This window comes from Amycolatopsis vancoresmycina (assembly GCF_000716785.1).
In the GTDB taxonomy this organism is placed as follows: Bacteria; Actinomycetota; Actinomycetes; order Mycobacteriales; family Pseudonocardiaceae; genus Amycolatopsis; species Amycolatopsis vancoresmycina.
In genome coordinates this window covers 375,251-402,088 of record NZ_JNYY01000005.1, presented here as the reverse complement: position 1 = coordinate 402,088, position 26,838 = coordinate 375,251, and the positions used below count along the sequence as shown (strand labels likewise).

Annotated in this window: 42 protein-coding genes; 39 read left to right on the top strand and 3 right to left on the bottom strand. The window is 68.2% G+C overall.

The window, feature by feature from the left end; all coding sequences use genetic code 11:
- Nucleotide 1: 1 nt before the first annotated feature.
- From OO60_RS13955 to OO60_RS13945, 3 genes are read right to left on the bottom strand one after another with little or no spacing between them, the layout of a single operon-like run.
- A complete protein-coding gene (locus tag OO60_RS13955) occupies nt 2-1,228 on the bottom strand; it encodes a hypothetical protein (protein ID WP_003102122.1) in 1,227 nt (408 codons plus the stop codon).
- Nucleotides 1,229-1,237: 9 nt separating this feature from the next.
- Nucleotides 1,238-1,570, bottom strand: coding sequence for a hypothetical protein (locus tag OO60_RS13950; protein WP_003102120.1), 333 nt, complete (start codon nt 1,568-1,570; stop codon nt 1,238-1,240).
- Nucleotides 1,570-2,103, bottom strand: a complete 534-nt coding sequence (locus OO60_RS13945) for a YbaB/EbfC family nucleoid-associated protein (RefSeq protein ID WP_003102119.1) — start codon at nt 2,101-2,103, stop codon at nt 1,570-1,572. The genes OO60_RS13950 and OO60_RS13945 overlap by 1 nt, the downstream gene beginning before the upstream one ends.
- Nucleotides 2,104-2,260: 157 nt before the next feature.
- Here OO60_RS13945 and OO60_RS47150 point away from each other — a divergent pair, with 157 nt between their 5' ends.
- From OO60_RS47150 to truA, 39 genes are all read left to right on the top strand, one after another.
- The gene (locus OO60_RS47150) at nt 2,261-2,416 is read left to right on the top strand and encodes a hypothetical protein (RefSeq protein ID WP_003102117.1); all 156 of its coding nucleotides are present in this window, start codon (nt 2,261-2,263) and stop codon (nt 2,414-2,416) included.
- A 717-nt stretch (nt 2,417-3,133) separates the two neighbouring features.
- Nucleotides 3,134-3,508: a 30S ribosomal protein S12 gene (gene rpsL, locus OO60_RS13940; protein WP_003102113.1), complete on the top strand. Its 375-nt coding sequence runs from the start codon at nt 3,134-3,136 to the stop codon at nt 3,506-3,508.
- The gene (gene rpsG / locus OO60_RS13935) at nt 3,508-3,978 is read left to right on the top strand and encodes a 30S ribosomal protein S7 (RefSeq protein WP_003102106.1); all 471 of its coding nucleotides are present in this window, start codon (nt 3,508-3,510) and stop codon (nt 3,976-3,978) included. The genes rpsL and rpsG overlap by 1 nt, the downstream gene beginning before the upstream one ends.
- Nucleotides 3,979-4,041: 63 nt before the next feature.
- Nucleotides 4,042-6,141, top strand: a complete 2,100-nt coding sequence (gene fusA, locus OO60_RS13930) for an elongation factor G (RefSeq protein ID WP_003102103.1) — start codon at nt 4,042-4,044, stop codon at nt 6,139-6,141.
- A 130-nt stretch (nt 6,142-6,271) separates the two neighbouring features.
- Nucleotides 6,272-7,465: an elongation factor Tu gene (tuf, locus tag OO60_RS13925; protein ID WP_003102101.1), complete on the top strand. Its 1,194-nt coding sequence runs from the start codon at nt 6,272-6,274 to the stop codon at nt 7,463-7,465.
- 394 nt (nt 7,466-7,859) lie between these two features.
- Complete coding sequence (gene rpsJ / locus OO60_RS13920; protein WP_003102098.1) at nt 7,860-8,165, top strand: 30S ribosomal protein S10; 306 nt, start codon at nt 7,860-7,862, stop codon at nt 8,163-8,165.
- Nucleotides 8,166-8,198: 33 nt separating this feature from the next.
- The gene (gene rplC / locus OO60_RS13915; RefSeq protein ID WP_003102093.1) at nt 8,199-8,855 is read left to right on the top strand and encodes a 50S ribosomal protein L3; all 657 of its coding nucleotides are present in this window, start codon (nt 8,199-8,201) and stop codon (nt 8,853-8,855) included.
- Nucleotides 8,852-9,541 (top strand): 50S ribosomal protein L4, encoded by a 690-nt coding sequence (gene rplD, locus OO60_RS13910; protein ID WP_003102090.1) that lies wholly within the window; start codon nt 8,852-8,854, stop codon nt 9,539-9,541. The genes rplC and rplD overlap by 4 nt, the downstream gene beginning before the upstream one ends.
- The gene (gene rplW / locus OO60_RS13905) at nt 9,538-9,849 is read left to right on the top strand and encodes a 50S ribosomal protein L23 (protein ID WP_003102087.1); all 312 of its coding nucleotides are present in this window, start codon (nt 9,538-9,540) and stop codon (nt 9,847-9,849) included. The genes rplD and rplW overlap by 4 nt, the downstream gene beginning before the upstream one ends.
- 15 nt (nt 9,850-9,864) lie before the next feature.
- Nucleotides 9,865-10,701 (top strand): 50S ribosomal protein L2, encoded by an 837-nt coding sequence (gene rplB / locus OO60_RS13900; RefSeq protein WP_003102084.1) that lies wholly within the window; start codon nt 9,865-9,867, stop codon nt 10,699-10,701.
- Nucleotides 10,702-10,719: 18 nt separating this feature from the next.
- Nucleotides 10,720-11,001 (top strand): 30S ribosomal protein S19, encoded by a 282-nt coding sequence (rpsS, locus tag OO60_RS13895; protein ID WP_003102083.1) that lies wholly within the window; start codon nt 10,720-10,722, stop codon nt 10,999-11,001.
- A gap of 31 nt (nt 11,002-11,032) precedes the next feature.
- A complete protein-coding gene (rplV, locus tag OO60_RS13890) occupies nt 11,033-11,449 on the top strand; it encodes a 50S ribosomal protein L22 (RefSeq protein WP_003102079.1) in 417 nt (138 codons plus the stop codon).
- On the top strand, nt 11,449-12,288 hold the full coding sequence (rpsC, locus tag OO60_RS13885) for a 30S ribosomal protein S3 (RefSeq protein ID WP_013222607.1): 840 nt from the start codon (nt 11,449-11,451) through the stop codon (nt 12,286-12,288). The genes rplV and rpsC overlap by 1 nt, the downstream gene beginning before the upstream one ends.
- A gap of 3 nt (nt 12,289-12,291) precedes the next feature.
- A complete protein-coding gene (rplP, locus tag OO60_RS13880) occupies nt 12,292-12,711 on the top strand; it encodes a 50S ribosomal protein L16 (protein WP_004558864.1) in 420 nt (139 codons plus the stop codon).
- Nucleotides 12,711-12,959, top strand: a complete 249-nt coding sequence (gene rpmC / locus OO60_RS13875) for a 50S ribosomal protein L29 (RefSeq protein ID WP_004558865.1) — start codon at nt 12,711-12,713, stop codon at nt 12,957-12,959. Before rplP ends, rpmC begins: the two co-directional genes overlap by 1 nt.
- Nucleotides 12,956-13,234 (top strand): 30S ribosomal protein S17, encoded by a 279-nt coding sequence (gene rpsQ / locus OO60_RS13870; RefSeq protein ID WP_004558866.1) that lies wholly within the window; start codon nt 12,956-12,958, stop codon nt 13,232-13,234. The genes rpmC and rpsQ overlap by 4 nt, the downstream gene beginning before the upstream one ends.
- Nucleotides 13,235-13,312: 78 nt before the next feature.
- Nucleotides 13,313-13,681, top strand: a complete 369-nt coding sequence (gene rplN / locus OO60_RS13865; protein ID WP_004558867.1) for a 50S ribosomal protein L14 — start codon at nt 13,313-13,315, stop codon at nt 13,679-13,681.
- Nucleotides 13,681-13,995, top strand: a complete 315-nt coding sequence (gene rplX, locus OO60_RS13860; protein ID WP_004558868.1) for a 50S ribosomal protein L24 — start codon at nt 13,681-13,683, stop codon at nt 13,993-13,995. The genes rplN and rplX overlap by 1 nt, the downstream gene beginning before the upstream one ends.
- A complete protein-coding gene (gene rplE, locus OO60_RS13855; protein WP_004558869.1) occupies nt 13,995-14,558 on the top strand; it encodes a 50S ribosomal protein L5 in 564 nt (187 codons plus the stop codon). The genes rplX and rplE overlap by 1 nt, the downstream gene beginning before the upstream one ends.
- Nucleotides 14,559-14,562: 4 nt before the next feature.
- Nucleotides 14,563-14,748, top strand: a complete 186-nt coding sequence (locus OO60_RS13850; RefSeq protein ID WP_004558870.1) for a type Z 30S ribosomal protein S14 — start codon at nt 14,563-14,565, stop codon at nt 14,746-14,748.
- Nucleotides 14,749-14,832: 84 nt separating this feature from the next.
- The gene (gene rpsH / locus OO60_RS13845; protein ID WP_004558871.1) at nt 14,833-15,231 is read left to right on the top strand and encodes a 30S ribosomal protein S8; all 399 of its coding nucleotides are present in this window, start codon (nt 14,833-14,835) and stop codon (nt 15,229-15,231) included.
- A gap of 16 nt (nt 15,232-15,247) precedes the next feature.
- Complete coding sequence (rplF, locus tag OO60_RS13840; RefSeq protein ID WP_004558872.1) at nt 15,248-15,787, top strand: 50S ribosomal protein L6; 540 nt, start codon at nt 15,248-15,250, stop codon at nt 15,785-15,787.
- Between the two features lie 2 nt (nt 15,788-15,789).
- Nucleotides 15,790-16,188: a 50S ribosomal protein L18 gene (gene rplR, locus OO60_RS13835; RefSeq protein WP_004558873.1), complete on the top strand. Its 399-nt coding sequence runs from the start codon at nt 15,790-15,792 to the stop codon at nt 16,186-16,188.
- 34 nt (nt 16,189-16,222) lie between these two features.
- Entirely contained in the window at nt 16,223-16,867 is a 645-nt protein-coding gene (rpsE, locus tag OO60_RS13830) for a 30S ribosomal protein S5 (protein WP_004558874.1), read from the top strand.
- A 1-nt stretch (nt 16,868) separates the two neighbouring features.
- Nucleotides 16,869-17,054 carry a 50S ribosomal protein L30 gene (rpmD, locus tag OO60_RS13825; protein WP_004558875.1) on the top strand — a complete coding sequence of 62 codons (186 nt, stop codon included), beginning with the start codon at nt 16,869-16,871 and terminating at the stop codon, nt 17,052-17,054.
- Nucleotides 17,051-17,497 (top strand): 50S ribosomal protein L15, encoded by a 447-nt coding sequence (gene rplO / locus OO60_RS13820; RefSeq protein WP_004558876.1) that lies wholly within the window; start codon nt 17,051-17,053, stop codon nt 17,495-17,497. Before rpmD ends, rplO begins: the two co-directional genes overlap by 4 nt.
- Before the next feature lie 594 nt (nt 17,498-18,091).
- Nucleotides 18,092-18,640, top strand: a complete 549-nt coding sequence (locus tag OO60_RS13815; protein WP_004558877.1) for a hypothetical protein — start codon at nt 18,092-18,094, stop codon at nt 18,638-18,640.
- 265 nt (nt 18,641-18,905) lie between these two features.
- A complete protein-coding gene (gene secY / locus OO60_RS13810; RefSeq protein WP_004558878.1) occupies nt 18,906-20,213 on the top strand; it encodes a preprotein translocase subunit SecY in 1,308 nt (435 codons plus the stop codon).
- On the top strand, nt 20,210-20,764 hold the full coding sequence (locus OO60_RS13805; protein ID WP_004558879.1) for an adenylate kinase: 555 nt from the start codon (nt 20,210-20,212) through the stop codon (nt 20,762-20,764). The genes secY and OO60_RS13805 overlap by 4 nt, the downstream gene beginning before the upstream one ends.
- A 44-nt stretch (nt 20,765-20,808) precedes the next feature.
- Entirely contained in the window at nt 20,809-21,585 is a 777-nt protein-coding gene (gene map, locus OO60_RS13800; protein ID WP_033261511.1) for a type I methionyl aminopeptidase, read from the top strand.
- A 304-nt stretch (nt 21,586-21,889) separates the two neighbouring features.
- Nucleotides 21,890-22,111: a translation initiation factor IF-1 gene (gene infA, locus OO60_RS13795; RefSeq protein ID WP_004558881.1), complete on the top strand. Its 222-nt coding sequence runs from the start codon at nt 21,890-21,892 to the stop codon at nt 22,109-22,111.
- Nucleotides 22,112-22,144: 33 nt separating this feature from the next.
- On the top strand, nt 22,145-22,258 hold the full coding sequence (gene rpmJ, locus OO60_RS13790; protein WP_004558882.1) for a 50S ribosomal protein L36: 114 nt from the start codon (nt 22,145-22,147) through the stop codon (nt 22,256-22,258).
- Nucleotides 22,259-22,464: 206 nt separating this feature from the next.
- A complete protein-coding gene (gene rpsM / locus OO60_RS13785; RefSeq protein WP_004558883.1) occupies nt 22,465-22,845 on the top strand; it encodes a 30S ribosomal protein S13 in 381 nt (126 codons plus the stop codon).
- Nucleotides 22,842-23,027, top strand: coding sequence for a hypothetical protein (locus OO60_RS13780; protein WP_004558884.1), 186 nt, complete (start codon nt 22,842-22,844; stop codon nt 23,025-23,027). The genes rpsM and OO60_RS13780 overlap by 4 nt, the downstream gene beginning before the upstream one ends.
- An 18-nt stretch (nt 23,028-23,045) precedes the next feature.
- On the top strand, nt 23,046-23,453 hold the full coding sequence (gene rpsK, locus OO60_RS13775; protein WP_004558885.1) for a 30S ribosomal protein S11: 408 nt from the start codon (nt 23,046-23,048) through the stop codon (nt 23,451-23,453).
- A gap of 23 nt (nt 23,454-23,476) precedes the next feature.
- The gene (gene rpsD / locus OO60_RS13770; protein WP_004558886.1) at nt 23,477-24,082 is read left to right on the top strand and encodes a 30S ribosomal protein S4; all 606 of its coding nucleotides are present in this window, start codon (nt 23,477-23,479) and stop codon (nt 24,080-24,082) included.
- Between the two features lie 150 nt (nt 24,083-24,232).
- The gene (locus tag OO60_RS13765) at nt 24,233-25,303 is read left to right on the top strand and encodes a DNA-directed RNA polymerase subunit alpha (RefSeq protein ID WP_004558887.1); all 1,071 of its coding nucleotides are present in this window, start codon (nt 24,233-24,235) and stop codon (nt 25,301-25,303) included.
- A 41-nt stretch (nt 25,304-25,344) separates the two neighbouring features.
- Entirely contained in the window at nt 25,345-25,893 is a 549-nt protein-coding gene (gene rplQ / locus OO60_RS13760) for a 50S ribosomal protein L17 (RefSeq protein ID WP_004558888.1), read from the top strand.
- A gap of 73 nt (nt 25,894-25,966) precedes the next feature.
- Nucleotides 25,967-26,797: a tRNA pseudouridine(38-40) synthase TruA gene (gene truA, locus OO60_RS13755; RefSeq protein ID WP_081656002.1), complete on the top strand. Its 831-nt coding sequence runs from the start codon at nt 25,967-25,969 to the stop codon at nt 26,795-26,797.
- Nucleotides 26,798-26,838 lie beyond the last annotated feature (41 nt).

The window sequence follows — 26,838 nt, the reverse complement described above, 5'->3', positions numbered from 1 at the left end:
GTCAGAAGTCCAGGTCCTCGCGGGTTTCCCCGACGGACTGGTCCCGGCCCGTCCCGTCGTAGTCGCTCGTCTTCTTGGCGTTCTTGACGTGGCTGGTGACCTTGCCGAGGTGGTCGTTGACCGTCTTGGCCGGGTTGTCGCCGGGGTCGGCCGGGTGGTATCCGAGCACGCCCTTGACCGCCGCCTCGCCACCCTTCTTCAGTGCTTCGGTGGCGCCCGCCTTCAGCATCGTTTTCCGGTAGTCGACCTTGCCGGCGGCGTCGAGGACGGGGTTCTCGAAGGCTTTCGCCCAGCGCTTGCCGATCAGGCCCTTGTCGCCGGCGGCCTTCTGGAGCAGGTCCTTGCCCTCGTTCTCCTCGGCGATCTTCGTCAGCGACTTGCCCAGCGTCGTCGAGGCGAACTTCTGCTGCAGCGTCCGGAGCCAGTCGAGCACCTTCTGCAGCAGCTCGCGCAGCTTGTTCACCTTCTGGGTGGTCTTCGCGGTCGTCTGGGCCGCCTTGACCTCGGTCACCGGGGCGGCGGCGGACAGCGAAGCCCCGCAGGTCGGCACGGCGGCGGCCAGCGCGGGCACCCACAGCAGGATCAGCCAGGTCACGAACTCCGTGAGGATGGCCTTGATCAGGTCCTCGGCGAAGCTCATCAGCATGCTGTTCAGCTGCAGCATCCGGGCCAGGTCGCCGGACTTGCCCGCGACGCCTTCGATGCCGTGCGCGAACTCGCCCAGCGCGGCCTTCGCCGCGTTGCTCGCGTCGCCCTCCCAGTCCTTCAGCGACTCGTCGGCGACCTCGGCGAAGTTCTTGGCCAGCTGGTCGAGCCCGGTGGCGATGGCGCCGAAGTTCTCCGCGGCGATGCCCAGCGCGGGCCCGTCGCCGCTGACGAAGTGGATCGCGTCCTGGATCGGCTGGACGGCGTTGACCAGGAAGTTCAGCCCCTGCCCGACCAGCCAGCCGAGCGGGTCGGTGGCTATGTCGGTGATGGTGCTGGAGCTCGACTGGATGAAACCGGCGGTGTCGGTGGCGATCGTGCCCAGCGCGAGCGTGATGTCGGCGCCGTCGGGGTGCGGCGCGAAGACCGCCTTCGTCACCGAGACCGCGTCCTTGCCGACGGTGACGGCGCCGCCGACGAACGGCGTCGCCTTCACCGCGTTGCCGGTGTTGACGCCGAGCACGGTCTTCGGGTCAGCCGACTTGACGGTGATCCCGCCCGCGACGTCCTCGACCTCGGTCATGGGTCCCCCTCAGTGCTTTTCCGGGCCGTCGAGCAGCACCTCGACCTGGCCGAAGAAGGTCTTGTGGTCGTCTTCGACGCCTTGGTAGACGTTCGCCGCGTCGGTCAGCTTCGCCTGCGCTGAGGCCAGCCCGTCCGCGATGGACGCCAGCAGGGACTGCAGCTCGCGCAGGGTGTCGTCGTAGCCGCCCTTGGTGAAGACGCCGACCACGCCCCACGACTTGCCGCCGACGTCGGACCGGCTCACCTGCTCGGTGATCTTCGCGCCCTGCTCGCGGTATTTGCCCAGGTCACCGACGTACTTGTGCAGCGCGTCCACCTGGACGCGGTAACCGCCGCCCATCAGTCCTCCTCGTCGAACAGGTTCCGCAGGAATCGATCGCCCGCCGACGGGCCCGTGGCGGGCGGCGACGGCGGCGGATCGGCCGGGCGCAGCACCCGCTGCTCCGAGAAGTCCTCGGGCGCCCGCTCGTCCGGCAGCTTCGCCCGCAGTTCTTCGACGGTGGTCCCGAACGCGACGGCCTGCGTCTCCAGGACCTGGTCGACGAGGCCGAGGTCGTCGCCCATGTTCTCCTCGACGATCACGGCCTGCCGCCGCGCGGCCTCGCCGACGGCTTCCCGGAGCGTGGCCAGCAGCGTCGCCGACAGCGCTTGGGGCCCCTTGGCGAGCGCGGCCTCGGTGAACCGGACGTCCAGGACGGCCCCGCCGGGCCCGGTGACGACGGTGACACCCCCGTCCGGCGACGCCGCGCTCGCCCGCAGCCCGGTCAGCTGCTGCTGCATGGCGCCGAGCCCGGCGAACCGGTCGTCGGCGCTGCGCACCCCCGCCTGAAACCGTTCGAACTCGGCCACCAGGTGCTCGAACTCGGCCGTCATGCCCTGTTCCTCCCGCTGCGTTGTCGACCCATCGTGACGCCTCGACCGCACTGTGACGCACGGAACGTCCGATCCGATCCCACTGCATCACCCGACCGGGTAATGGGTAGGTTTCGGCCGGAGAGGGAAGCAGGGGACAACGCGCGAGGAGTGTGTGATGACCAGCACCGAAGGGGCCGGCGGCCCGGCCGAGGAACCGAAGTCGACGGGCAGCCACGCGGCCCCGGAGGGGGCGGGCGTCCACCCGCTGATCGACCTGTCCCGCGACCCCAACCCGGGCAAGCCGGACCACGCGAAGCCCGACGAGGACTGACCCCGCGCGCGTCGCGAATGACTCATTCGGGACGCCCGACGTCGCGAATGACTCATTCGCGACCTTCGGGGGCGCGGCCGGCTTGCCTGGAGCCCTTCGGCGCCGCGGGTGGCCGGTCCGGAGCCGCGCGCCGCGGGTGGCTGGCCAGGAGCCGCGCGCCGCGGGTGGGCTGGTCCGGAGCAGCGCGTCGCGAATGACTCATTCGGGACCTCCGACGTCGCGAATGAGTCATTCGCGACATCCGAATGCCCGCCAGGGTTGGCCGGCGGCCGAGACCGGCCCGAGCCGCTGGGGAATGCGCCGTACCCCCGTGGCGTTGGAAGTGCCGCGAGGAGTCCCGCGCCGGTGAAGCCGTTGCGCCGCCGGCCGCCCGTGCCGGGGGTCGGCCCCGCCACCCGAGGCGTGGGAATGTCCCGCAGCCCGGGGGCGTTGAGAGGTACGCTGGAGGTTCGTCGACCTACAGACCCCCCGCCGCGCTCCTCCCGGACCCGGGCGGGTATCTTTGGAGACCGTGCCCGGCATGCGTCGGGCCGCTCCGCGTGCCGTGCGCATGGGCGGGGTGCTCAGGCACCTGGTCACCGGCTTCGGCAGGTCGGGGTTCCGACGGAAATCCCTCCGGGAAGTTACCGGTCGCGAGACCGTGACGCGGGCCGACACGCCCGACCGCGGGGGCCGGTGAAGACACGAAGAAGCAGATCACGACAGGAAGCTGGTCCATTGCCCACGATCCAGCAGCTGGTCCGCAAGGGCCGCCAGGACAAGGCTGCCAAGCAGAAGACGGCGGCCCTCAAGGGGAGCCCGCAGCGGCGCGGCGTGTGCACTCGCGTGTACACCACGACCCCCAAGAAGCCGAACTCGGCGCTGCGCAAGGTCGCGCGTGTGAAGCTGACCAGCGGCATCGAGGTCACCGCCTACATCCCCGGTGAGGGCCACAACCTGCAGGAGCACTCGATGGTGCTCGTGCGCGGTGGTCGTGTGAAGGACCTTCCGGGTGTCCGTTACAAGATCATCCGCGGTTCGCTCGACACCCAGGGTGTCAAGAACCGCAAGCAGGCGCGCAGCCGGTACGGCGCGAAGAAGGAGAAGAGCTAATGCCCCGCAAGGGTCCGGCCCCGAAGCGGCCGCTGATCTCCGACCCCGTCTACGCCTCCCCGCTGGTCACCCAGCTGGTGAACAAGGTGCTGAAGGACGGGAAGCGGTCCCTGGCCGAGCGCATCGTGTACGGCGCGCTCGAAGGCGCTCGCGAGAAGACCGGCACCGACCCGGTCGTCACGCTGAAGCGCGCCCTCGACAACGTGAAGCCCACCATCGAGGTGAAGAGCCGCCGCGTCGGTGGTGCCACCTACCAGGTGCCGATCGAGGTCAAGCCGGGCCGCTCCACCACGCTGGCCCTGCGCTGGCTGGTCTCCTTCTCGCAGGCCCGCCGCGAGAAGACGATGATCGAGCGCCTGCAGAACGAACTGCTGGACGCTTCCAACGGCCTCGGTGCCTCCGTGAAGCGTCGCGAAGACACGCACAAGATGGCCGAGTCCAACCGGGCCTTCGCGCACTACCGCTGGTGATGACCGCCCGGCTGTCGACCAAGCCATGCCGGGCCCCAAGCTTGAGAACAGGGGAACACTCTCGTGGCACGTGAAGTGCTGACCGACCTGAACAAGGTCCGCAACATCGGCATCATGGCCCACATCGACGCCGGCAAGACGACGACCACCGAGCGGATCCTGTTCTACACCGGGGTCAACTACAAGATCGGTGAAGTCCACGACGGCGCCGCCACCATGGACTGGATGGAGGAGGAGCAGAAGCGGGGTATCACCATCACCTCGGCTGCCACCACCACCTTCTGGGACGACCACCAGATCAACCTGATCGACACCCCCGGGCACGTCGACTTCACCGTCGAGGTGGAGCGCAACCTGCGGGTGCTCGACGGCGCGGTCGCCGTCTTCGACGGCAAGGAAGGTGTCGAGCCGCAGTCCGAGCAGGTCTGGCGGCAGGCGGACAAGTACGACGTCCCGCGCATCTGCTTCGTCAACAAGATGGACAAGCTGGGTGCGGACTACTACTACACCCTGCGCACCATCGAGGAGCGCCTCGGCGTCAAGCCGCTGGCGATCCAGCTGCCCATCGGCGCCGAGAACGACTTCGAAGGCGTCGTCGACCTGGTCCGGATGAAGGCCCTGGTCTGGCGCGGCGAGGTGCAGAAGGGCGAGGACTACACCGTCGAGGAGATCCCGGCCGACCTGGCCGACCGGGCCGCGGAGTACCGCGAGAAGCTGATCGAGACCGTCGCCGAGACCGACGACGCCCTGATGGAGAAGTTCCTCGAGGGCGAAGAGCTGTCCGAGGCGGAGATCAAGGCGGGCATCCGCAAGATCGTGATCACCCGCTCGGCGTTCCCGGTCCTGGCCGGTTCCGCGTTCAAGAACAAGGGCGTGCAGCCCATGCTCGACGCGGTCATCGACTACCTGCCGTCGCCGCTGGACGTCCCGGCCGTCGAGGGCCTGCTGCCCGACGGCGAGACCGTGGCGACCCGCAAGGCGTCGGTCGACGAGCCGTTCGCCGCGCTCGCGTTCAAGATCGCCGCGCACCCGTTCTTCGGCAAGCTGACCTACATCCGGGTCTACTCGGGCAAGGTCGCTTCCGGCGCGCAGGTCATCAACGCGACCAAGGAGCGCAAGGAGCGCATCGGGAAGATCTTCCAGATGCACTCCAACAAGGAGAACCCGGTCGACGACGCCCAGGTCGGCCACATCTACGCGGTCATCGGGCTGAAGGACACCACCACGGGTGACACCCTGGCGGACCCGCAGAACCCGATCGTGCTGGAGTCGATGACGTTCCCCGAGCCGGTCATCCGGGTCGCGATCGAACCGAAGACGAAGGCCGACCAGGAGAAGCTGTCCCTGGCGATCCAGAAGCTGGCCGAAGAGGACCCGACGTTCCAGGTCAAGCTGGACGAGGACACCGGCCAGACGATCATCGCGGGCATGGGCGAGCTGCACCTCGAGGTGCTGGTGAACCGGATGAAGTCCGACTACAAGGTCGAGGCGAACATCGGCAAGCCGCAGGTCGCCTACCGTGAGACGATCAAGAAGACGGTCGAGAAGCTCGACTACGTCCACAAGAAGCAGACCGGTGGTTCCGGCCAGTTCGCGAAGGTCATCGTGAAGCTGGAGCCGCTCGAGCGCACCGACGGCGCGCTCTACGAGTTCGACAACAAGGTGACCGGTGGTCGCGTGCCGCGGGAGTACATCCCGTCGGTGGACGCGGGCGCGCAGGACGCGATGCAGTACGGCGTCCTGGCCGGCTACCCGCTCGTCGGGTTGAAGTTCACCCTGTTGGACGGTGCTTACCACGAGGTCGACTCTTCGGAGATGGCGTTCAAGATCGCCGGTTCCATGGCGATGAAGGAAGCCGCGAAGAAGGCCGGCCCGGTGATCCTGGAGCCGATGATGGCGGTCGAGGTGACCACGCCCGAGGACTACATGGGCGACGTCATCGGTGACCTCAACTCCCGCCGTGGTCAGATCCAGGCCATGGAGGAGCGGTCCGGTACCCGCGTCGTGAAGGCGCTGGTTCCGCTGTCGGAGATGTTCGGCTACGTCGGCGACCTGCGGTCCCGCACCCAGGGCCGGGCGAACTACTCCATGGTGTTCGACTCCTACGCCGAGGTTCCCGCGAACGTCGCGAAGGAAATCATCGCGAAGGCGACGGGGGAATAACTCCCCCCAGCGCTCGCGGGCATTAAGGGACTCTCCTGAACGTCCGCAGCACCGACGAAGGAACAATCGTGGGGCGGCAGCCACGCCGCCCCACGAGCACAAAGCGAAATCAGTCCAGGAGGACATTCCAGTGGCGAAGGCGAAATTCGAGCGGACCAAGCCGCACGTCAACATCGGCACCATCGGCCACGTTGACCACGGCAAGACGACTCTGACCGCGGCCATCACCAAGGTGCTGCACGACAAGTACCCGGAGCTGAACGAGTCGCGGGCGTTCGACCAGATCGACAACGCGCCGGAAGAGAAGCAGCGCGGCATCACGATCAACATCTCGCACGTCGAGTACCAGACCGAGAAGCGTCACTACGCGCACGTGGACGCCCCCGGTCACGCGGACTACATCAAGAACATGATCACCGGTGCCGCCCAGATGGACGGCGCGATCCTGGTCGTGGCCGCCACCGACGGCCCGATGCCGCAGACCCGTGAGCACGTGCTGCTCGCCCGCCAGGTCGGCGTGCCCTACATCGTGGTCGCGCTGAACAAGGCCGACATGGTCGACGACGAGGAGATCCTCGAGCTCGTCGAGCTGGAGGTCCGCGAGCTGCTGTCCTCGCAGGAGTTCCCGGGCGACGACGCGCCGGTCGTGCGCGTCTCCGGCCTGAAGGCCCTCGAGGGCGACGAGAAGTGGTCCGAGGCCGTTCTCGAGCTGATGACCGCCGTCGACGACAACGTGCCGGACCCGGTGCGCGAGCTCGACAAGCCGTTCCTGATGCCGATCGAGGACGTCTTCACCATCACCGGTCGTGGCACCGTGGTGACCGGTCGCGTCGAGCGCGGCCAGATCAACGTCAACGAAGAGGTCGAGATCGTGGGTATCCGCGAGAAGTCGACCAAGACCACCGTCACCGGTGTCGAGATGTTCCGCAAGCTGCTCGACTCGGGCCAGGCGGGCGACAACGTCGGCCTGCTGGTCCGCGGTATCAAGCGCGAGGACGTCGAGCGCGGCCAGGTCGTCGTGAAGCCGGGCACCACCACCCCGCACACCGACTTCGAGGGCCGGGTCTACATCCTGTCGAAGGACGAGGGTGGCCGTCACACCCCGTTCTTCAACAACTACCGCCCGCAGTTCTACTTCCGCACCACCGACGTGACCGGCGTCGTGACCCTCCCCGAGGGCACCGAGATGGTCATGCCGGGCGACAACACCGACATCTCGGTCCAGCTGATCCAGCCGGTCGCGATGGACGAGGGTCTGCGCTTCGCCATCCGCGAGGGTGGCCGGACCGTCGGCGCGGGCCAGGTCACCAAGATCAACAAGTGATTTCGACGCCCCACCCGGGGGCAATACACCCCCGGGTTCGGGGCGTCAAATCACGTGTGCGACACTATTCAGGTTGCTCGTCCTGGGGCGGCCGATCCCTTCGAGGGTCCGGCCGCTCCGGTGCGAGTGGCCACGGTCCGCCGAGCTCTTCCTTCGGGTTGCAGGCGAGCGGGCAAAGGCAGTGAGACGGTCAGCCGGCTCATAGCCTCCTCACGTTGAGGAAGACCAGGCAAGACGACGATCCCGCGGGATCCGTCTGTGCGTCGGGCGCGACACGCCCGACCGCGTGGACCGGGGACAGGGCCGTTGAACTGCGGAAACCCAGCCAGGGTGGCGACATCCGGGCGGGGTTTGTGAGATAGCGGCACGAGACGACAAGGAACGAGCAGCCACCATGGCGGGACAGAAGATCCGCATCCGGCTCAAGGCCTACGACCACGAGGCGATCGACACCTCGGCGCGCAAGATCGTGGAGACGGTCACGCGCACCGGCGCCCGGGTTGTCGGGCCGGTGCCGCTGCCCACCGAGAAGAACGTTTACTGCGTCATCCGCTCGCCGCACAAGTACAAGGACTCGCGCGAGCACTTCGAGATGCGCACGCACAAGCGTCTGATCGACATCCTCGACCCGACGCCGAAGACGGTCGACGCGCTCATGCGCATCGACCTGCCGGCGAGCGTCGACGTCAACATCCAGTAAGCGTTGGGCGAGCGGCGGAGATAAGAGACTCACATGTCTGACAGGCAGATGAAGGGCATCCTGGGCACCAAGCTCGGCATGACCCAGGTCTTCGACGAGCAGAACCGGGTTGTCCCGGTCACCGTCGTGAAGGCCGGTCCGAACGTGGTCACCCAGGTTCGGACCCAGGACAAGGACGGCTACGCGGCCGTGCAGCTGGCGTTCGGCGCGGTCGACCCGCGCAAGGTGAACAAGCCGCGCACCGGCCACTTCGACAAGGCGGGCGTGACCCCGCGCCGGTTCCTCGCCGAGCTGCGCACCACCGACGCCGAGACCTACGAGGTCGGCCAGGAGATCACCGCCGAGGTGTTCGCCGCCGGCGTCGAGGTCGACGTGACCGGGACCAGCAAGGGCAAGGGCTACGCGGGTGTCATGAAGCGCCACGGCTTCAAGGGCCAGGGCGCGAGCCACGGTGCCCAGGCCGTGCACCGCAAGCCGGGTTCGATCGGTGGCTGCGCCACCCCCGGCCGCGTCTTCAAGGGCCTGCGGATGGCGGGCCGGATGGGCAACGACCGGGTCACCACGCAGAACCTGACCGTGCACGCCGTGCGTGCCGAGGACGGCCTGCTGCTGATCAAGGGCGCTGTGCCCGGTCCCAAGGGCGGCCTGCTGTTCGTGCGCAGCGCCGCGAAGGGTGGTAACTCCGAATGACAAGCGTCGAGCTGAAGACCCCGGCCGGTAAAGCCGACGGCACGGTCGATCTCCCCGCGGAGATCTTCGACGTGCAGGCCAATGTCGCGCTGATGCACCAGGTCGTGGTGGCCCAGCAGGCCGCCGCGCGCCAGGGCACGCACGACACGAAGACCCGTGGTGAGGTTCGCGGTGGCGGCAAGAAGCCGTACCGCCAGAAGGGCACCGGCCGTGCCCGCCAGGGTTCGACCCGCGCGCCGCAGTTCGCCGGCGGTGGCGTCGTCCACGGCCCCACGCCGCGTGACTACTCGCAGCGCACCCCGAAGAAGATGAAGGCCGCCGCCCTGCGTGGCGCCCTCTCCGACCGGGCCCGCGCCGGCCAGCTGCACGTCGTCACCGAGCTGGTGACCGGCGAGAAGCCGTCGACCAAGGCCGCCAAGACCGTGCTCGCCGCCGTGACGGCCGCGAAGCGCGTGCTCGTGGTGCTGGACCGGGCCGACGAGCTGAGCTGGGTTTCGCTGCGGAACCTGCCCGAGGTGCACATCCTCTGGGCGGACCAGCTCAACACCTACGACGTGCTGGTCAACGACGACGTCGTGTTCACCAAGGCCGCGTACGACGCGTTCGTCGCCGGCCCCGCCCGCGGCAAGACCGTCAAGGCTTCCGCGCGGTCGGGCGAGGTCACGGAAGGGAGTGACGAGAAGTGAGTTCGGTCGCCATTCCGGACCCCCGCGACATCCTGCTCGCGCCGGTCATCTCCGAGAAGTCCTACGGGCTGCTCGAGGACCACAAGTACACGTTCATCGTCCGCCCGGACGCCAACAAGACCCAGATCAAGATCGCGGTCGAGAAGGTGTTCGGCGTCAAGGTGGTCAGCGTCAACACGGCCAACCGCCAGGGCAAGCGGAAGCGGACTCGCGCCGGCTTCGGCAAGCGCAAGGACACCAAGCGCGCCATCGTGACTCTTTCGCCCGAGAGCAAGGCGATCGAGATCTTCGGCGGACCCACCGCGTAAAGGACTGAGCTGACAATGGGCATCCGCAAGTACAAGCCGACGACCCCGGGTCGTCGCGGTTCGAGCGTCTCGGACTTCGCCGAGATCACCCGCTCCACCCCGGAGAAGTCGCTGCTTCGTCCGCTGAGCGGTTCGGGCGGTCGCAACTCGTCCGGCAAGATCACCACCCGGCACAAGGGTGGCGGCCACAAGCGCGCCTACCGCGTCATCGACTTCCGTCGCAATGACAAGGACGGCATCCCCGCCAAGGTCGCGCACATCGAGTACGACCCCAACCGGTCCGCTCGCATCGCGCTGCTGCACTACGCCGACGGCGAGAAGCGCTACATCATCGCGCCGGAGAAGCTGAAGCAGGGCGACACCGTCGAGAACGGCCCCCGGGCCGACATCAAGCCGGGCAACAACCTGCCGCTGCGCAACATCCCGGTCGGCACCGTGATCCACGCGATCGAGCTCCGCCCCGGTGGCGGCGCGAAGATGGCGCGGTCCGCGGGCGCGAAGGTGCAGCTCGTCGCCAAGGACGGGCCGTACGCCCAGCTGCGTCTCCCCTCGGGCGAGATCCGCAACGTGGACGTGCGCAACCGCGCCACGGTCGGCGAGGTCGGCAACTCCGAGCACGCCAACATCAACTGGGGCAAGGCCGGCCGCAACCGCTGGCGCGGCAAGCGCCCCACGGTCCGCGGTGTCGTCATGAACCCGGTCGACCACCCGCACGGTGGTGGTGAGGGCAAGACCTCCGGTGGTCGCCACCCGGTCAACCCGAACGGTAAGCCCGAGGGCCGCACGCGTCGCCGCAAGGCGTCCGACGCCCTCATCGTCCGCCGCCGTCGCACCGGCAAGAACAAGCGCTGAGCAGGGAGGTAGAAGCACATGCCACGCAGCCTTAAGAAGGGCCCGTTCGTGGACGACCACCTGCTCAAGAAGGTGGACGCGCTGAACGAATCGGGCAAGAAGACGGTCATCAAGACCTGGTCGCGCCGCTCGACGATCATCCCGGACTTCCTGGGTCACACGATCGCCGTGCACGACGGGCGCAAGCACGTCCCGGTGTTCGTCACCGAGGCCATGGTGGGTCACAAGCTGGGCGAGTTCGCCCCGACGCGGACCTTCAAGGGCCACATCAAGGACGACCGCAAGTCGCGCCGCCGCTGAGCGGGCACGAGAAGAGACAAGGGAAGTAGCGATGAACGCCCAGAACGACGCGACGACCGAGGCCCTGCCTACGGCGTACGCGCGGGCTCGCTTCGTCCGGGACTCGCCGACCAAGGTGCGCCGGGTGATCGAGCTCATCAAGGGACGTAGCGCCGCCGACGCCTTGGCCGTGCTCCGGTTCGCCCCCCAGGCGGCCAGCGAGCCGGTCGCGAAGGTGCTTGCCAGCGCTGTGGCCAACGCCGAGAACAACCTTCAGCTGGACCCGGAGACGCTCTGGGTCAAGAACGCGTACGCCGACGAGGGCCCGACCCTCAAGCGCATCCGCCCGCGGGCCCAGGGCCGCGCGTACCGGATCCGCAAGCGGACCAGCCACATCACCGTCGAGGTGGAGTCGCGTCCGGCCGTCGCGCAGAAGGCTCAGAGCAAGAAGAAGGCAGGTGGCCGGTAGTGGGCCAGAAGATCAACCCGCACGGTTTCCGCCTGGGTATCACCACGGACTGGAAGTCGCGCTGGTACGCCGACAAGCAGTACGCCGAGTACGTGGCCGAGGACGTCAAGATCCGCAAGCTCCTCGCCACCGGCATGGAGCGCGCGGGCATCTCCAAGGTCGAGATCGAGCGCACCCGTGACCGCGTCCGCGTGGACATCCACACCGCCCGGCCGGGCATCGTCATCGGCCGCCGCGGCGCGGAGGCCGACCGGATCCGCGGCGCGCTGGAGAAGCTGACCAAGAAGCAGGTCCAGCTGAACATCCTCGAGGTCAAGAACCCCGAGGCCGACGCCCAGCTGGTCGCCCAGGCGGTCGCGGAGCAGCTCTCCAACCGCGTGGCGTTCCGCCGCGCGATGCGGAAGGCGATCCAGACCTCCATGCGCTCGCCGCAGGTCAAGGGCATCCGCGTGCAGTGCGGCGGTCGTCTCGGCGGTGCCGAGATGTCCCGCTCAGAGCACTACCGCGATGGCCGCGTCCCGCTGCACACGCTGCGCGCCGACATCGACTACGGCTTCTTCGAGGCCAAGACGACGTTCGGTCGCATCGGCGTCAAGGTGTGGATCTACAAGGGTGAGCTCGTCGGTGGCCTGAAGGCCCGCGAGGCCCGCGACGCCGCCGAGCGCGCGCCGCGCGGTGGCCGCGACCGCGACCGCAGCGACCGGCCGTCCCGCCCGCGTCGTTCCGGCGCCTCGGGCACGACCGCCACCTCGACCGAAGCCGGTCGGGCGGCCGCCGCCGCCACGACCGAGGCCCCGGCGGCCCCGGCCACCGAGACCGCAGAAAAGACGGAGGGCTGAGACGTGCTCATCCCGCGCAGGGTCAAGCACCGGAAGCAGCACTCCCCGAAGCGCCACGGCGCCGCCAAGGGTGGCACGAAGGTCAGCTTCGGCGAGTACGGCATCCAGGCGCTTGAGCACAGCTACGTGACGAACCGGCAGATCGAGTCCGCTCGTATCGCCATGACCCGTCACATCAAGCGTGGTGGCAAGGTGTGGACGACCATCTACCCGGACCGCCCGCTGACCAAGAAGCCGGCCGAAACCCGGATGGGTTCCGGTAAGGGTTCGCCCGAGTGGTGGATCGCCAACGTGAAGCCGGGCCGCGTGATGTTCGAGATCTCGTTCCCGAACGAGGAGACGGCTCGCGAGGCGCTGCGCCGCGCGATCCACAAGCTGCCCATGAAGTGCCGCATCGTGACCCGTGAAGGTGGTGAGTTCTGATGGCGAAGGCAGGTGCCGCCCAGGCATCGGAGCTGCGTGAGCTCACCGCGGAAGAGCTCGTCCTGCGTCTGAAGGAGTACAAGGAGGAGCTGTTCAACCTCCGCTTCCAGATGGCGACCGGGCAGCTCGACAACAACCGCCGTCTGCGCACCGTCCGCACGGACATCGCGCGGATCTACACGGTCATGCGCGAGCGCGAACTCGGCCTGTCCGTTGCCCCCGACGCCGAGAGTGAAGGTGCCGCATGAGCGAGCCCACCACCGAGACGCCGGCCCGGAACGACCGCAAGGTCCGCGAGGGCTACGTCGTCTCGGACAAGATGAACAAGACGATCGTGGTCGAGCTCGAGGACCGCAAGAAGCACCCCCGTTACTCGAAGGTCGTCCGCACCACCTCCAAGGTGAAGGTGCACGACGAGAACAACGAGGCGGGCGTGGGCGACCGGGTCACCCTGATGGAGACCCGCCCGCTGTCGGCATCGAAGCGGTGGCGCCTGGTGCAGATCGTGGAGAAGGCCAAGTAAGCAGGGCTCTTCGGAGTTCTTAGTTCCGCAAGGCTCGCGGGTCCCCCGCGAGAACCGGCGCGACATACAGGAGTAGACGTGATCCAGCAGGAGTCGCGGCTTCGGGTAGCCGACAACACGGGTGCGAAGGAAATCCTCTGCATCCGGGTTCTCGGTGGCTCCGGGCGGCGCTACGCCGGCATCGGCGACATCATCGTCGCCACCGTGAAGGACGCCATCCCGGCCGCCGGGGTGAAGAAGGGCGACGTCGTCAAGGCCGTCATCGTCCGCACGGTCAAGGAGCGCCGTCGTCCGGACGGTTCCTACATCCGGTTCGACGAGAACGCCGCCGTGCTCATCAAGAACGACAACGAGCCCCGCGGCACCCGCATCTTCGGCCCGGTGGGCCGCGAGCTGCGCGACCGAAAGTTCATGAAGATCATTTCGCTCGCGCCGGAGGTGCTGTGATGAAGGTGAAGAAGGGCGACACGGTCGTCGTCATCGCCGGCAAGGACAAGGGCGCCAAGGGCAAGGTCATCCAGGCTTACCCGGAGCGCGAGCGCGTGCTGGTCGAGGGCGTGAACCGGATCAAGAAGCACACGCGGATCAGCCAGACCCAGCGCGGCGCGCAGTCCGGCGGCATCGTCACGCAGGAGGCGCCCATCCACGTCTCGAACGTGATGGTCGTCGACTCGGACGGCAAGCCGTCCCGGGTGGGTTACCGCATCGGCGAGGACGGCAAGAAGGTCCGGATCTCGCGCCGGAACGGTAAGGACATCTGATGACCACCGCAGAGAAGACCTCGCCGCGCCTCAAGGTGCGCTACCGCGAGGAAATCAAGGGCCAGCTGCAGGCTGAGTTCTCCTTCGCCAACGTCCACCAGATCCCGGGCGTCGTGAAGGTCGTCGTGAACATGGGCGTCGGCGACGCCGCCCGCGACAGCAAGCTGATCGAGGGCGCGGTCCGCGACCTCGCCGCGATCACCGGCCAGAAGCCGGAGGTCCGGAAGGCCCGCAAGTCCATCGCGCAGTTCAAGCTGCGCGAGGGCCAGCCGATCGGCGCGCGCGTCACGCTGCGCGGCGACCGGATGTGGGAGTTCCTCGACCGGCTGCTGACCATCGCGCTGCCGCGTATCCGCGACTTCCGCGGGCTTTCGCCGAAGCAGTTCGACGGCCACGGCAACTACACGTTCGGTCTCAACGAGCAGTCGATGTTCCACGAGATCGACCCCGACTCCATCGACCGCCCCCGCGGCATGGACGTCACCGTCGTCACGACCGCCACGAACGACGACGAGGGCCGGGCGCTGCTGCGCAAGCTCGGCTTCCCGTTCAAGGAGAACTGAGCCGATGGCCAAGAAAGCACTGGTCCACAAGGCCGCGAAGAAGCCGAAGTTCGCCGTGCGCGCCTACACCCGCTGCCAGCGGTGCGGCCGCCCGCACGCCGTGTTCCGCAAGTTCGGGCTCTGCCGGATCTGCCTTCGCGAGATGGCGCACGCGGGCGAGCTGCCCGGCGTCCGCAAGTCCAGCTGGTAAGAGCTTCTTTTTAACTCCAGATTCGCCACAGGCCCCGCTCCTTCTGGGAGCGGGGAACCAGGCGAGAAAGGTTGACAGGTCACCATGACGATGACCGACCCCATCGCAGACTTCTTGACGCGTCTGCGCAACGCGAACTCGGCGTACCACGACGAGGTCAAGCTCCCGCACTCGAAGCTCAAGGCGAACATCGCCGAGATCCTCAAGCGCGAGGGCTACATCGCGGGTTACCACGACGAGCCGGGCGAGAAGCACAAGAACCTCGTCGTCGAGCTCAAGTACGGCCCCAACCGTGAGCGGAGCATCGCCGGCCTGCGGCGCGTCTCCAAGCCCGGTCTGCGGGTCTACGCAAAGTCCACCGAACTGCCGTCGGTCCTCGGCGGTCTGGGCATCGCGATCATTTCGACGTCCGGCGGCCTGCAGACGGACCGGCAGGCCAAGCGCAACAGCGTGGGCGGCGAAGTCCTCGCCTACGTCTGGTAAGGGAAGGGGAACAGGCATGTCACGCATCGGAAAGCTGCCGGTCGCCGTCCCTTCCGGGGTCGAGGTGACCATCGACGGTCAGCTGATCAAGGTCAAGGGGCCGAAGGGCACCCTCGAGCACACCGTCGCCGAGCCGATCACCGTCGAGCGCGACGAGGACGGCACGCTGCTGGTGAAGCGCCCGGACGACGAGCGCACCTCCAAGGCGCTGCACGGGCTCACCCGCACGCTGGTGAACAACCTCGTCGTCGGCGTCACCGCCGGCTACGAGAAGAAGATGGAAATTCACGGCGTGGGTTACCGCGTGCAGGCCAAGGGCGCGGACCTCGAGTTCGCCCTGGGCTACTCGCACCCGGTCAAGATCGAGGCCCCGGAGGGCATCACCTTCAAGGTGGAGACCCCGACCCGGTTCTCGGTCTCGGGCATCGACAAGCAGAAGGTCGGCCAGATCTCGGCCGTCATCCGCAAGCTGCGTCGCCCGGACCCGTACAAGGGCAAGGGCCTGCGCTACGAGGGTGAGAAGATCCGCCGCAAGGTCGGAAAGACGGGTAAGTGATCATGAGCGACACGACTACGAAGCGCAAGCCGGTGGGCAAGGACATCTCGACCCGCCGCCGCGTCGCGAAGGCCCGTCGGCACTTCCGGCTCCGCAAGAAGGTCTCGGGCACCGAGCAGCGCCCGCGCCTGGTCGTCAAGCGGTCCTCGCGGCACATCGCCGTGCAGGTGATCGACGACCTGGCCGGCCACACGCTGGTGTCGGCGTCCACCCTCGAGGCGGACGTCCGGGCGGTCGACGGCGACAAGAAGGCCAAGGCCGCCAAGGTCGGGGCCCTCGTCGCCGAGCGGGCCAAGAACGCCGGGATCTCGGCTGTGGTGTTCGACCGTGGGGGCAACGCCTACCACGGCCGCATCGCCGCGCTCGCCGACGCCGCCCGTGAGGCGGGGTTGGAGTTCTGACGATGCAGAAGCTTGTTAACGGAAGGAAAGCCTGATGCCGGGACGTACACGGCAATTCGGCGGCGGCCAGGGTGGACCCGGCGGGCAGGGCGGCAACGACCGCGGTGACCGTCGCGACCGCCGCGACCGGCGCGACAGCGGCCGTGGCGGGGCGGCCCAGGACAAGACCCCGCACCTCGAGAAGGTCGTGACGATCAACCGCGTCGCCAAGGTCGTCAAGGGTGGTCGTCGCTTCAGCTTCACCGCCCTGGTGGTCGTCGGCGACGGCGACGGTCAGGTCGGCGTCGGCTACGGCAAGGCCAAGGAAGTTCCCGCGGCCATCGCCAAGGGCGTCGAGGAAGCGAAGAAGAACTTCTTCCGCGTTCCCCGCGTCGGCGGCACCATCCCGCACCCGATCCAGGGTGAGGAGGCCGCCGGTGTCGTGCTGCTCCGTCCGGCGTCCGCCGGTACCGGCGTCATCGCCGGTGGCCCGGTGCGCGCGGTGCTGGAGTGCGCGGGTGTCCACGACGTGCTGTCGAAGTCGCTCGGCTCCGACAACGCGATCAACATCGTGCACGCGACCGTGGCGGCCCTGAAGGGCCTGCAGCGTCCCGAAGAGGTCGCGGCCCGCCGCGGTCTCCCGCTCGAGGACGTCGCTCCGGCCCGGATGCTGCGCCAGCGCGCGGGCCAGGGGGTCTGACATGGCTCAGCTCAAGGTCACCCAGGTCAAGAGCAAGATCGGCACGAAGCACGCTCACCGCGAGTCGCTGCGCACCCTCGGGCTGCGCAAGATCCGCCAGAGCGTCGTGCGTGAAGACACCCCCCAGGTGCGCGGCCTGATCCACACCGTCCGCCACCTGGTGGAGGTCGAGGAGGTTCAGGCATGACGGCCATCAAGATCCACCACCTGCGTCCGGCTCCGGGCGCCAAGCGCGACAAGATCCGCGTGGGCCGTGGTGAGGGTTCGAAGGGCAAGACGGCCGGCCGCGGTACGAAGGGCACCAAGGCCCGGAAGAACGTGCCGGCCCGGTTCGAGGGTGGGCAGATGCCCATCCAGATGCGGCTCCCGAAGCTCCGCGGCTTCAAGAACCGCTTCCGCACCGAGTACCAGCCGGTGAACGTGGGCGACATCGCCCGCGTCTTCCCGGACGGCGGCAAGATCGGCGCCGAAGAGCTCGCCCAGGCCGGCCTGGTCCGCAAGGGCAAGCTGGTCAAGGTCCTCGGCAACGGCGACGTGAACGGCGTCAAGCTGGACGTCACGGCGGACGCGTTCTCGGGTTCGGCCAAGGAGAAGCTCGAAGCGGCCGGTGGCTCCGCCACCGCCAACTGAAGTTCGCAGTAACCGGAAGGCCCGCCTGGTCCGCCAGGCGGGCCTTCCGGCGTCCGGGGTGCAGTTGGCCGGCCGGATTCCTTGCCGCGGCGGGGGAGCCCGACGCAGGATCAAGAGGTGGACAGACCGTCGCAGAAGCCACCCGATCAGGTGGGATCGCCGCCCGACGCCGCGGAGTCGCCGCTGAGCTTCCCCGTGGAGGCCCCACGGCCCGCGGGTCCGGAGCCGGGTGCCGGGGCGCGGGATTCTGTCGATGTGCCGCAGCCTGGTGAGCCGTTGAGCTTTCCCGTGGAGGTTCCGAGGGCTGTGGGTCCGGAGCCGGGCGCTGTCGACGTGCCGCAGCCTGGTGAGCCGCTGAGCTTCCCCGTCGAGGCCCCACGTCCCGCAGGTCCCGAGCCGGGAGCGGGCGCACCACCGCAGCCCGAGCCGCCCGCACCCCTCCAGCCCGCCGCGCAGCTCCCGTTCCCCGTCGCGCACCTCCCCGGTACCCCCGCCGCCCCTCCACCGGCCCCTGAGCCGCCGCAAACCGCCTCCCCGGCTCCCAACCCCGTCCCGCGTCTCCTCCCGCCCCTCCTCGCCCTCGTCGCCGCTCTCATGACCGCCCTCGGGGCCTTCCTGCCCCTCTTCCGGATCCGGCAGAGCTTCGGCCCGGTCCAGCGGTTCCTCGACGCCCAGCTGACCGTCACCGAAACCGCGTGGGGCAGCTCCTTCGACGTGCCCGGCCAGGAGGTCGCCGAGCAGACCGGCTCGCCCGTCGGCGTCCCGCTGCTCCTCGCCGTCGCGGTGCTGGTCGCCGGGGCTCTCCTCGCCTTCCTGCGGCCGGACCGCGGGCGGTGGGTGGTCGCCGGCGGGGCCGTCTTCGCCGCCGGGGTGGTCGTCACCGTCGGCATGGACGGCATCGGGTGGTCCGTCTCCACCGGCGGCGAGAACCTCGACGTCACCCTCGCCCCCGGGATGTGGCTGCTGATCGGCGGGGTCGTCGCCGCGGCGGCCGCCGCGGTGCTGGCCTGCCTCCCCGGCCGGCGGCCCGGCTGGGCCGATCCGGCCGTCGCCTACGCCGACACCCCCACGCCACCCTCAGGCGTCGCGATCACCGTCCTGCCGCCCGACGAGCCGGAAGAGCCCGCCGACCGGGGTCCCTGACGGTCGGCACTTGATCCACATCTGTCAAGCAATACCGCCAAGACGGCGATGTGGATCAACCCGCCGGAGCAACCTTGGTACGGAAAACCCACACGGACTGCGGACACGCCCGGTGAAGCTGTTAGAGTCGGCGACACGCTTCGGGACGAGTGTGCCCCGAAGCGTTCCTGGCTTGCGTGCCAGTAGTGCTGTGTTCCTGCCGGCCCCGTGCCGGCCAAGCCGATCGTCGGTTAGGACAGCCGACGACGCCGAGGAGGTCCCCCGCGTGCTCAGCGCCTTCCGCTCGGCTCTCGCGACGCCGGATCTACGCAAGAAGATCCTGTTCACGCTAGCCATCGTCGCGGTTTACCGAATCGGTGCGACCATTCCGGCGCCCGGCATCTCGTACGGTGCCGTACAGGCTTGTAGCTCCCAGGCGCAGCAGGAGGGCGTCTACCAGCTGCTGAACCTGTTCAGCGGTGGTGCGCTGCTGCAGCTGTCGCTCTTCTCGACCGGCATCATGCCGTACATCACGGCGAGCATCATCATCCAGCTGCTCACCGTGGTCATCCCGCGGTTCGAGGAGCTGAAGAAGGAAGGGCAGTCCGGCCAGGGCAAGCTGACCCAGTACACCCGGTACCTGACGGTCGCGCTGGCGATCCTGCAGGCCACCGGTGTGGTCGCGCTCGCGGACCGCAAGCAGCTCTTCCCCGACTGCCAGTCGCCGATCATCCCGGACAACAGCGTCTACTCGCTGGCCATCATCGTCATCACGATGACCGCGGGCACCGCCGTCATGATGTGGCTGGGCGAGCTGATCACCGAGCGCGGCGTCGGCAACGGCATGTCGGTCCTGATCTTCCTGAACATCGCGGCCCGCATCCCGGTCGAGGGCGGCAACATCCTCAGCAACGCTGGTGGCCTCGGCCTGGCGATCGTCTGCGTCTTCGGCCTGGTGATCATCGCCAGCGTCATCTTCGTCGAGCAGGGGCAGCGCCGGATCCCGGTGCAGTACGCCAAGCGCATGATCGGCCGCCGGATGTACGGCGGCACGTCGACGTACCTGCCGATCAAGGTCAACCAGGCCGGTGTCATCCCGGTCATCTTCGCGTCGTCCCTGCTGTACCTGCCGGACCTGATCAGCCGCCTCGTCGGCGACCAGAACAGCAACTCCGGCTGGCAGGTCTTCATCAAGAACTACATCGTGAACCAGTCCAGCTGGGTGCACATCGCGCTGTACTTCGGCCTGATCATCTTCTTCACGTACTTCTACATCACGATCACGTTCAACGTGGACGAGCGTGCGGAAGAGATGAAGAAGTTCGGTGGCTTCATCCCGGGCATCCGCCCCGGCCGCCCGACCGCCGAGTACCTCAGCTTCGTCCTCGGCCGGATCACCCTGCCGGGCTCGCTGTACCTGGGCATCATCGCGATCCTTCCGAACTTCTTCCTGTCGGTGACCGGGAGCGGGAACAACCAGAACTTCCCGTTCGGTGGCACGGCTGTGCTGATCATGGTCGGTGTCGGCCTCGACACCGTGAAGCAGATCGAAAGCCAGCTGATGCAGCGCAACTACGAAGGGTTCTTGAAGTGACGCGCCTGGTTCTCGTCGGCCCGCCCGGTGCGGGCAAGGGCACGCAGGCGGTGGCCCTGTCCGAGCAGCTGCGCATCCCGCACATCTCCACCGGTGACCTGTTCCGCGCGCACGTCGGCCAGGAGACCCCGCTGGGGCAGGAGGCGAAGCGCTACCTGGACTCGGGTGAGCTCGTGCCCGACTCGGTGACCAACGAAATGGTCCGCGAGCGGCTCGCCGAGCCGGACGCCAAGATCGGCTTCCTGCTCGACGGCTTCCCCCGCAACACGAAGCAGGCCGAGGTCCTCGGCGAGATCCTGGGCGACTCGGACGTCTCGCTCGACGCGGTGATCCAGCTGCAGGTCCCGGAGGACGTCGTCGTGGCCCGGCTCATGTCGCGCGGCCGCGCGGACGACACCGAAGAGGTCATCCGCCGCCGTCAGCAGATCTACGTCTCGGACACCGCGCCGCTGCTGGAGTACTACGCCGACATCCTGCGGACCGTCGACGGCGTCGGCAGCGTCGACGAGATCTCCGGGCGGGTACTGGCCGCCCTGCGCGACCGCACGTGAACCTCGGAGGGCTGCGTGTTCTGCAAGTGCTCCGGCGCGGGCGCATGATCGAGGTCAAGACCCCGGACGAGCTGCAGGCGATGCGGGCGGCCGGCCTGGTCGTCGCCCGCACGCTCGCCGCGGTCCGCGCCGCGGCGAAGCCGGGGGTCAGCACCGCCGAGCTCGACGAGCTGGCCGAGCAGACGATCCGGGACGCCGGCGCGGTGCCGTCGTTCAAGGGCTACCACGGCTTCCCGGCGTCGATCTGCGCGTCGGTGAACGAGCAGATCGTCCACGGCATCCCGGCGAAGACCCAGGTGCTGGCCGACGGCGACATCATCTCCGTCGACTGCGGCGCGATCCTCGACGGCTGGCACGGCGACTCCGCCGTCACGCTGGCCATCGGCGGGGTCGCCGACGCCGACCTCGCGCTGTCCGCGGCGACCGAGGCGGCGATGTGGGCCGGCATCGAGGCGGTCACCCCCGGCGGCCGGCTGACCGACATCTCCTTCGCCGTCCAGTCCGCCGCTGAGCGCGCGGGCCGCGACGACGGCATCGAGTACGGGATGATCGTCGAGTACGGCGGCCACGGCATCGGCCGCCAGATGCACATGGACCCGTTCCTGCCGAACGTCGGCAAGCCGGGCAAGGGCCCGCGGCTCAAGCCGGGTATGGCCCTGGCGATCGAGCCGATGCTGACCGGCGGTGGCGGCGAGACCCGCGAGCTGGACGACGGCTGGACGGTCGTCACGGCCGACGGCTCCCGCGCGGCCCACTGGGAGCACACGGTGGCGATCACCGAAGACGGCCCCTGGGTGCTCACCGCCCCAGAAGACTCCTGACCTGCGCAAACACCCTCGTGAGTGGTAAGGCGGGTTAGAACCCTCCTTACCACTCACGACCGGTGTCGCCCGTTCGCTTACCATGGTCACCCCCGGTTTGGGGGTCGCGACACGACATGCGTACACTGTCAAGTCGGCGCACTTATCGCGCCCGGATCCTGCGCGCTCGTGAATTCACGGTCTTGGGAGCCGGGCACCAGTGTGCCACGCAACACCCCAACCGGCACTAGTGCTCAGGTTGATCACGGGTGTGGCGACAGACGCTGCTGACAAGGCAGAGTTCGACAAAGGAAATGCGGAGGACATGGCGAAGAAAGACGGGGCCATCGAGGTCGAAGGCCGCGTAGTCGAGCCGCTCCCCAACGCGATGTTCCGCGTCGAGTTGGAGAACGGCCACAAGGTCCTGGCTCACATCAGCGGCAAGATGCGGCAGCACTACATCCGCATCCTGCCCGAGGACAGGGTTGTCGTGGAGCTTTCGCCCTACGACCTCTCTCGTGGTCGCATCGTCTACCGCTACAAGTGATCACGAAGAGCGGCTAACAGGAGAGCAGAAGACGTGAAGGTCCAGCCGAGCGTCAAGAAGATCTGCGACAAGTGCAAGGTGATCCGCCGTCACGGCCGGATCATGGTGATCTGCGAGAACCTGCGGCACAAGCAGCGGCAGGGCTGATCATCCAGCACTCGACCAGAGTGGATTGACGGCTACACAACCTCCCCGCACCTGCCGGTTCACGTGAGTGAACCGGTTCACCCCCGGACTTCAGGCCGGGGCTGGGACACCCGAGGCGCAAGCCGAGGGCACGACAGGCGAGTCGGTCCCGGAACCGGACGGGGAGCAGACCTGGAGATGAATTCAATGAAGGAGCATCAGCGCCAATGGCACGACTCGCTGGCGTAGACCTCCCCCGCGAAAAGCGGTTGGAGATCGCGCTTACCTACATCTACGGCATCGGCCGTACCCGCTCGAAGCAGCTCATCAAGGCTGCCGAGCTCAACGCGGACACCCGCGTCAAGGACCTCAGCGATGACGACCTCGCGAAGCTGCGTACGTACATCGAAGAGAACTTCAAGGTCGAGGGTGACCTTCGCCGTGAGGTGAACGCCGACATCCGTCGGAAGATCGAGATCGGGTGCTACGAGGGCCTTCGCTGGCGCCGCGGACTTCCCGTCCGTGGTCAGCGCACCAAGACGAACGCCCGCACCCGCAAGGGTCCGAAGAAGACGGTCGCCGGCAAGAAGAAGGCTGGCAAGAAGTGAGCGTCCAGGGCAAGAAGGTCGTGCAGATGGGTGGCGTTCACCGCCGCGGCTCGGCTTGTGTCTCGCCCAAGGCGCTCTACGCCCGCCCGATGGCGCTCCGCAACCTGTACACCGACGCCGGTTCGATCATCCGGCGCGGCCAGGCCGAAGCGGTCGCCGCTCACCAAGAGAACGCGCGCTAACAGGAGAACCCTCAGAACATGCCACCGAAGTCTCGTACTGCGGCCGGGGCCAAGAAGGTCCGCCGCAAGGAAAAGAAGAATGTCGCGCACGGTCACGCGCACATCAAGAGCACCTTCAACAACACCATCGTCTCGATCACGGACCCGACCGGTGCCGTGATCGCGTGGGCGTCGAGTGGGCACGTGGGCTTCAAGGGCTCGCGCAAGTCCACCCCGTTCGCCGCGCAGATGGCCGCCGAGAACGCTGCCCGCAAGGCCGCCGAGCACGGCATGAAGAAGGTCGACGTCTTCGTGAAGGGCCCGGGTTCGGGCCGCGAGACGGCGATCCGCTCGCTGCAGGCGGCCGGCCTCGAGGTCGGCACCATCCAGGACGTGACCCCGCAGCCTCACAACGGCTGCCGCCCGCCCAAGCGGCGCCGGGTCTGAGGAACGGGGAGGAGTAAGAAGAAATGGCTCGTTACACCGGCCCCGCGACGCGTATTTCGCGTCGCCTCAAGGTTGACCTCATCGGCGGCGACCAGGCTTTCGAGCGTCGCCCCTACCCGCCGGGCCAGCACGGCCGCGGGCGCATCAAGGAGTCCGAGTACCTCCTGCAGTCGCAGGAGAAGCAGAAGGCTCGCTACACCTACGGCGTTCTCGAGCGTCAGTTCGTCCGGTACTACAAGGAAGCCGTCCGGCGTCCGGGCAAGACCGGTGAGAACCTGCTGCAGATCCTCGAGTCCCGCCTGGACAACGTGATCTACCGCGCCGGCATCGCCCGCACGCGCCGCCAGGCGCGCCAGCTGGTGAGCCACGGCCACTTCCTGGTCAACGGCGTCAAGGTCAACGTTCCCTCGTTCCAGGTCTCGAAGTGGGACATCATCGACGTGCGGCCGAAGTCGTTCGCGATGCTGCCCTTCGTCGTGGCCAAGGAGTCCTTCGGCGACCGCCCGATCCCGGCGTGGCTGCAGGTCGTCCAGTCCAACCTCCGCGTGCTGGTCCACCAGCTCCCGGAGCGTGCGCAGATCGACGTTCCGGTTCAGGAACAGCTGATCGTCGAGCTCTACTCCAAGTAGTTTTTAGATTTGGGGTCTGGGGCTTGCCCCAGAAAGCAGAGTAGTCCGGCCCTGGCTGGAGTACGGGCGGCGGCGCAACAGGTGCGCCGCCGCCGCGCCATCCCTTCGACGTCATATGGCGGGCGTCGTCTGGAAAGGAATTAGGAAGAAATGCTGATTTCCCAGCGGCCGGCTCTCGGCGAAGAGACGGTCAACGAGACCCGCTCCCGGTTCACCATCGAACCGCTGGAGCCCGGCTTCGGCTACACGCTCGGCAACTCGCTGCGTCGTACGCTGCTGTCGTCCATCCCGGGCGCGGCCGTGACGAGCATCCGCATCGACGGCGTGCTGCACGAGTTCACCACCGTTCCCGGGGTGAAGGAAGACGTCACCGACATCATCCTGAACCTCAAGGAGCTCGTGGTGTCCTCGGAAGAGGACGAGCCGGTCACCATGTACCTGCGCAAGCAGGGCCCGGGTGAGGTCACGGCGGCCGACATCGTGCCGCCGGCGGGTGTCACCGTGCACAACCCGGATCTGCACATCGCGTCGCTGAACGGCAAGGGCAAGCTCGAGATCGAGCTCGTCGTCGAGCGCGGCCGCGGTTACGTTCCGGCCCTGCAGAACAAGCAGGCGGGCGCGGAGATCGGCCGGATCCCGGTCGACTCGATCTACTCGCCGGTGCTCAAGGTGACCTACAAGGTCGAGGCCACCCGTGTCGAGCAGCGCACCGACTTCGACAAGCTGATCCTGGACGTCGAGACCAAGCCGTCGATCACGCCGCGCGACGCGGTCGCGTCGGCCGGCAAGACGCTGGTGGAGCTGTTCGGTCTCGCCCGCGAGCTGAACGTCGACGCCGAGGGCATCGAGATCGGCCCGTCGCCGCAGGAGGCGGACACCATCGCCGCCTACGCGATGCCGATCGAGGACCTGGACCTCACCGTCCGGTCGTACAACTGCCTCAAGCGCGAGGGCATCCACACGGTGGGCGAGCTCGTCTCGCGCAGCGAGGCGGACCTGCTCGACATCCGCAACTTCGGCGCCAAGTCGATCGACGAGGTCAAGCTCAAGCTCGTCGGCCTCGGCCTCGCGCTGAAGGACAGCCCGCCCGGGTTCGACCCGACCGCGGCGGCCGCCAGCTACGACGGTGAAGGCTGGTCGGAGGGTGTCGGTGGCATCGCCGACGGGATTTCGGACGGCCACGACGATGGCCAGGACTACGCAGAGACCGAGCAGCTCTGAGGCCGTGTGCCTGGACGCTGTGAGCTGAACTAGGAGAACCAATGCCCACCCCTACCAAGGGAGCCCGGCTCGGCGGGTCGTCCGCGCACGAGCGGCTGATCCTGGCCAACTTGGCCACGCAGCTGTTCGAGCACGGCAAGATCACGACCACCGAGGCGAAGGCCCGCCGGGTCCGCCCGCTGGCCGAGAAGCTGATCACGAAGGCGAAGCGGGGCGACCTGCACAACCGTCGTCAGGTGCAGAAGGTCGTCCGTGACAAGGACGTCGTGCACAAGCTGTTCGCGGAGATCGGTCCGCACTTCGCGGAGCGCGCGGGTGGCTACACCCGGATCACCAAGACGATGCCGCGCAAGGGCGACAACGCCGCCATGGCCGTCATCGAGCTGGTGGCCGAGAAGACGGTGACTTCGGAAGCCGAGCGTGCTCGCAAGACGAAGTTCGCGAAGGACGAGAAGGCCGCCGCCCCGGTGGCCGAGGAGACCACCGAGGCGCCCGCCGCCGAGGAGGCTCCGGCCGAGGACACCGCCGCTGCTGCCGAGACCGAAGCCCCGGCTTCGGACGACGCGGACGCGGACGCCAAGAAGGACTGACGTCCTGACGGCCGATTCGACACCGGACGAGCCCGCCACTCCCCTCGGGGAGGGCGGGCTCGTTCGTCTGCGCCTGGACGTCTCCTACGACGGCACGGACTTCTCGGGCTGGGCCCGCCAGCCGGGCCGCCGGACGGTCCAGGGGCTGCTGGAGGAGGCGCTGCAGAAGCAGCCGCCGGGAGCCGCGGTCCCGAAGTCCGTCGTCGTGGCGGGCCGCACGGACGCCGGCGTCCACGCGACCGGCCAGGTGGTGCACGTCGACGTGGTGCCCCTGTCTGCGCCTTCCGGCCGGATTCCCGTGTCGGCGGAGGGCATCCCGGACCTGACGCGGATGGCGGGCCGCTGGAACCGCCTCCTGCCGGGTGACGTCCGGGTGTTGGGCGCCCGGATCGCCCCCGAGGGGTTCGACGCCCGGTTCTCGGCGATCCGCCGTCACTACCGCTACCGGGTCTCCGACGCGCCCTGGGGGGTGGACCCGTTGCGCCGCAACGACACCCTCGCCTGGAACCGTCCACTGTCGACGGACGCGATGAACGCGGCGGCGGCGGAACTGCTGGGCTTGCACGACTTCGCGGCGTACTGCAAGCAGCGCGAGACGGGCACGACGATCCGCGAGCTGCAGCGCCTGGAGTGGGAGCGGGTGGACGACCACCTGCTGGAGGTCCGCGTCTCGGCGGACGCGTTCTGCCATTCGATGGTCCGCAGCCTGGTGGGGGTCCTGCTCCTGGTCGGCGACGGCCGCCGCTCCGACGCTTGGCCGTCGAAGGTCCTGGAGAGCGGCATCCGCGACAGCGCGGTGGCCCCGGCCCACGGCCTCACCCTCACCGCGGTCGACTACCCCCCGGACACCGAACTCGCCGCCCGCGCCGCCCAAACCCGCAACATCCGCACCACCCCGTCGTGAGTGAGAAACAGTGTTAGAACACTGTTTCTCACTCACGAGGG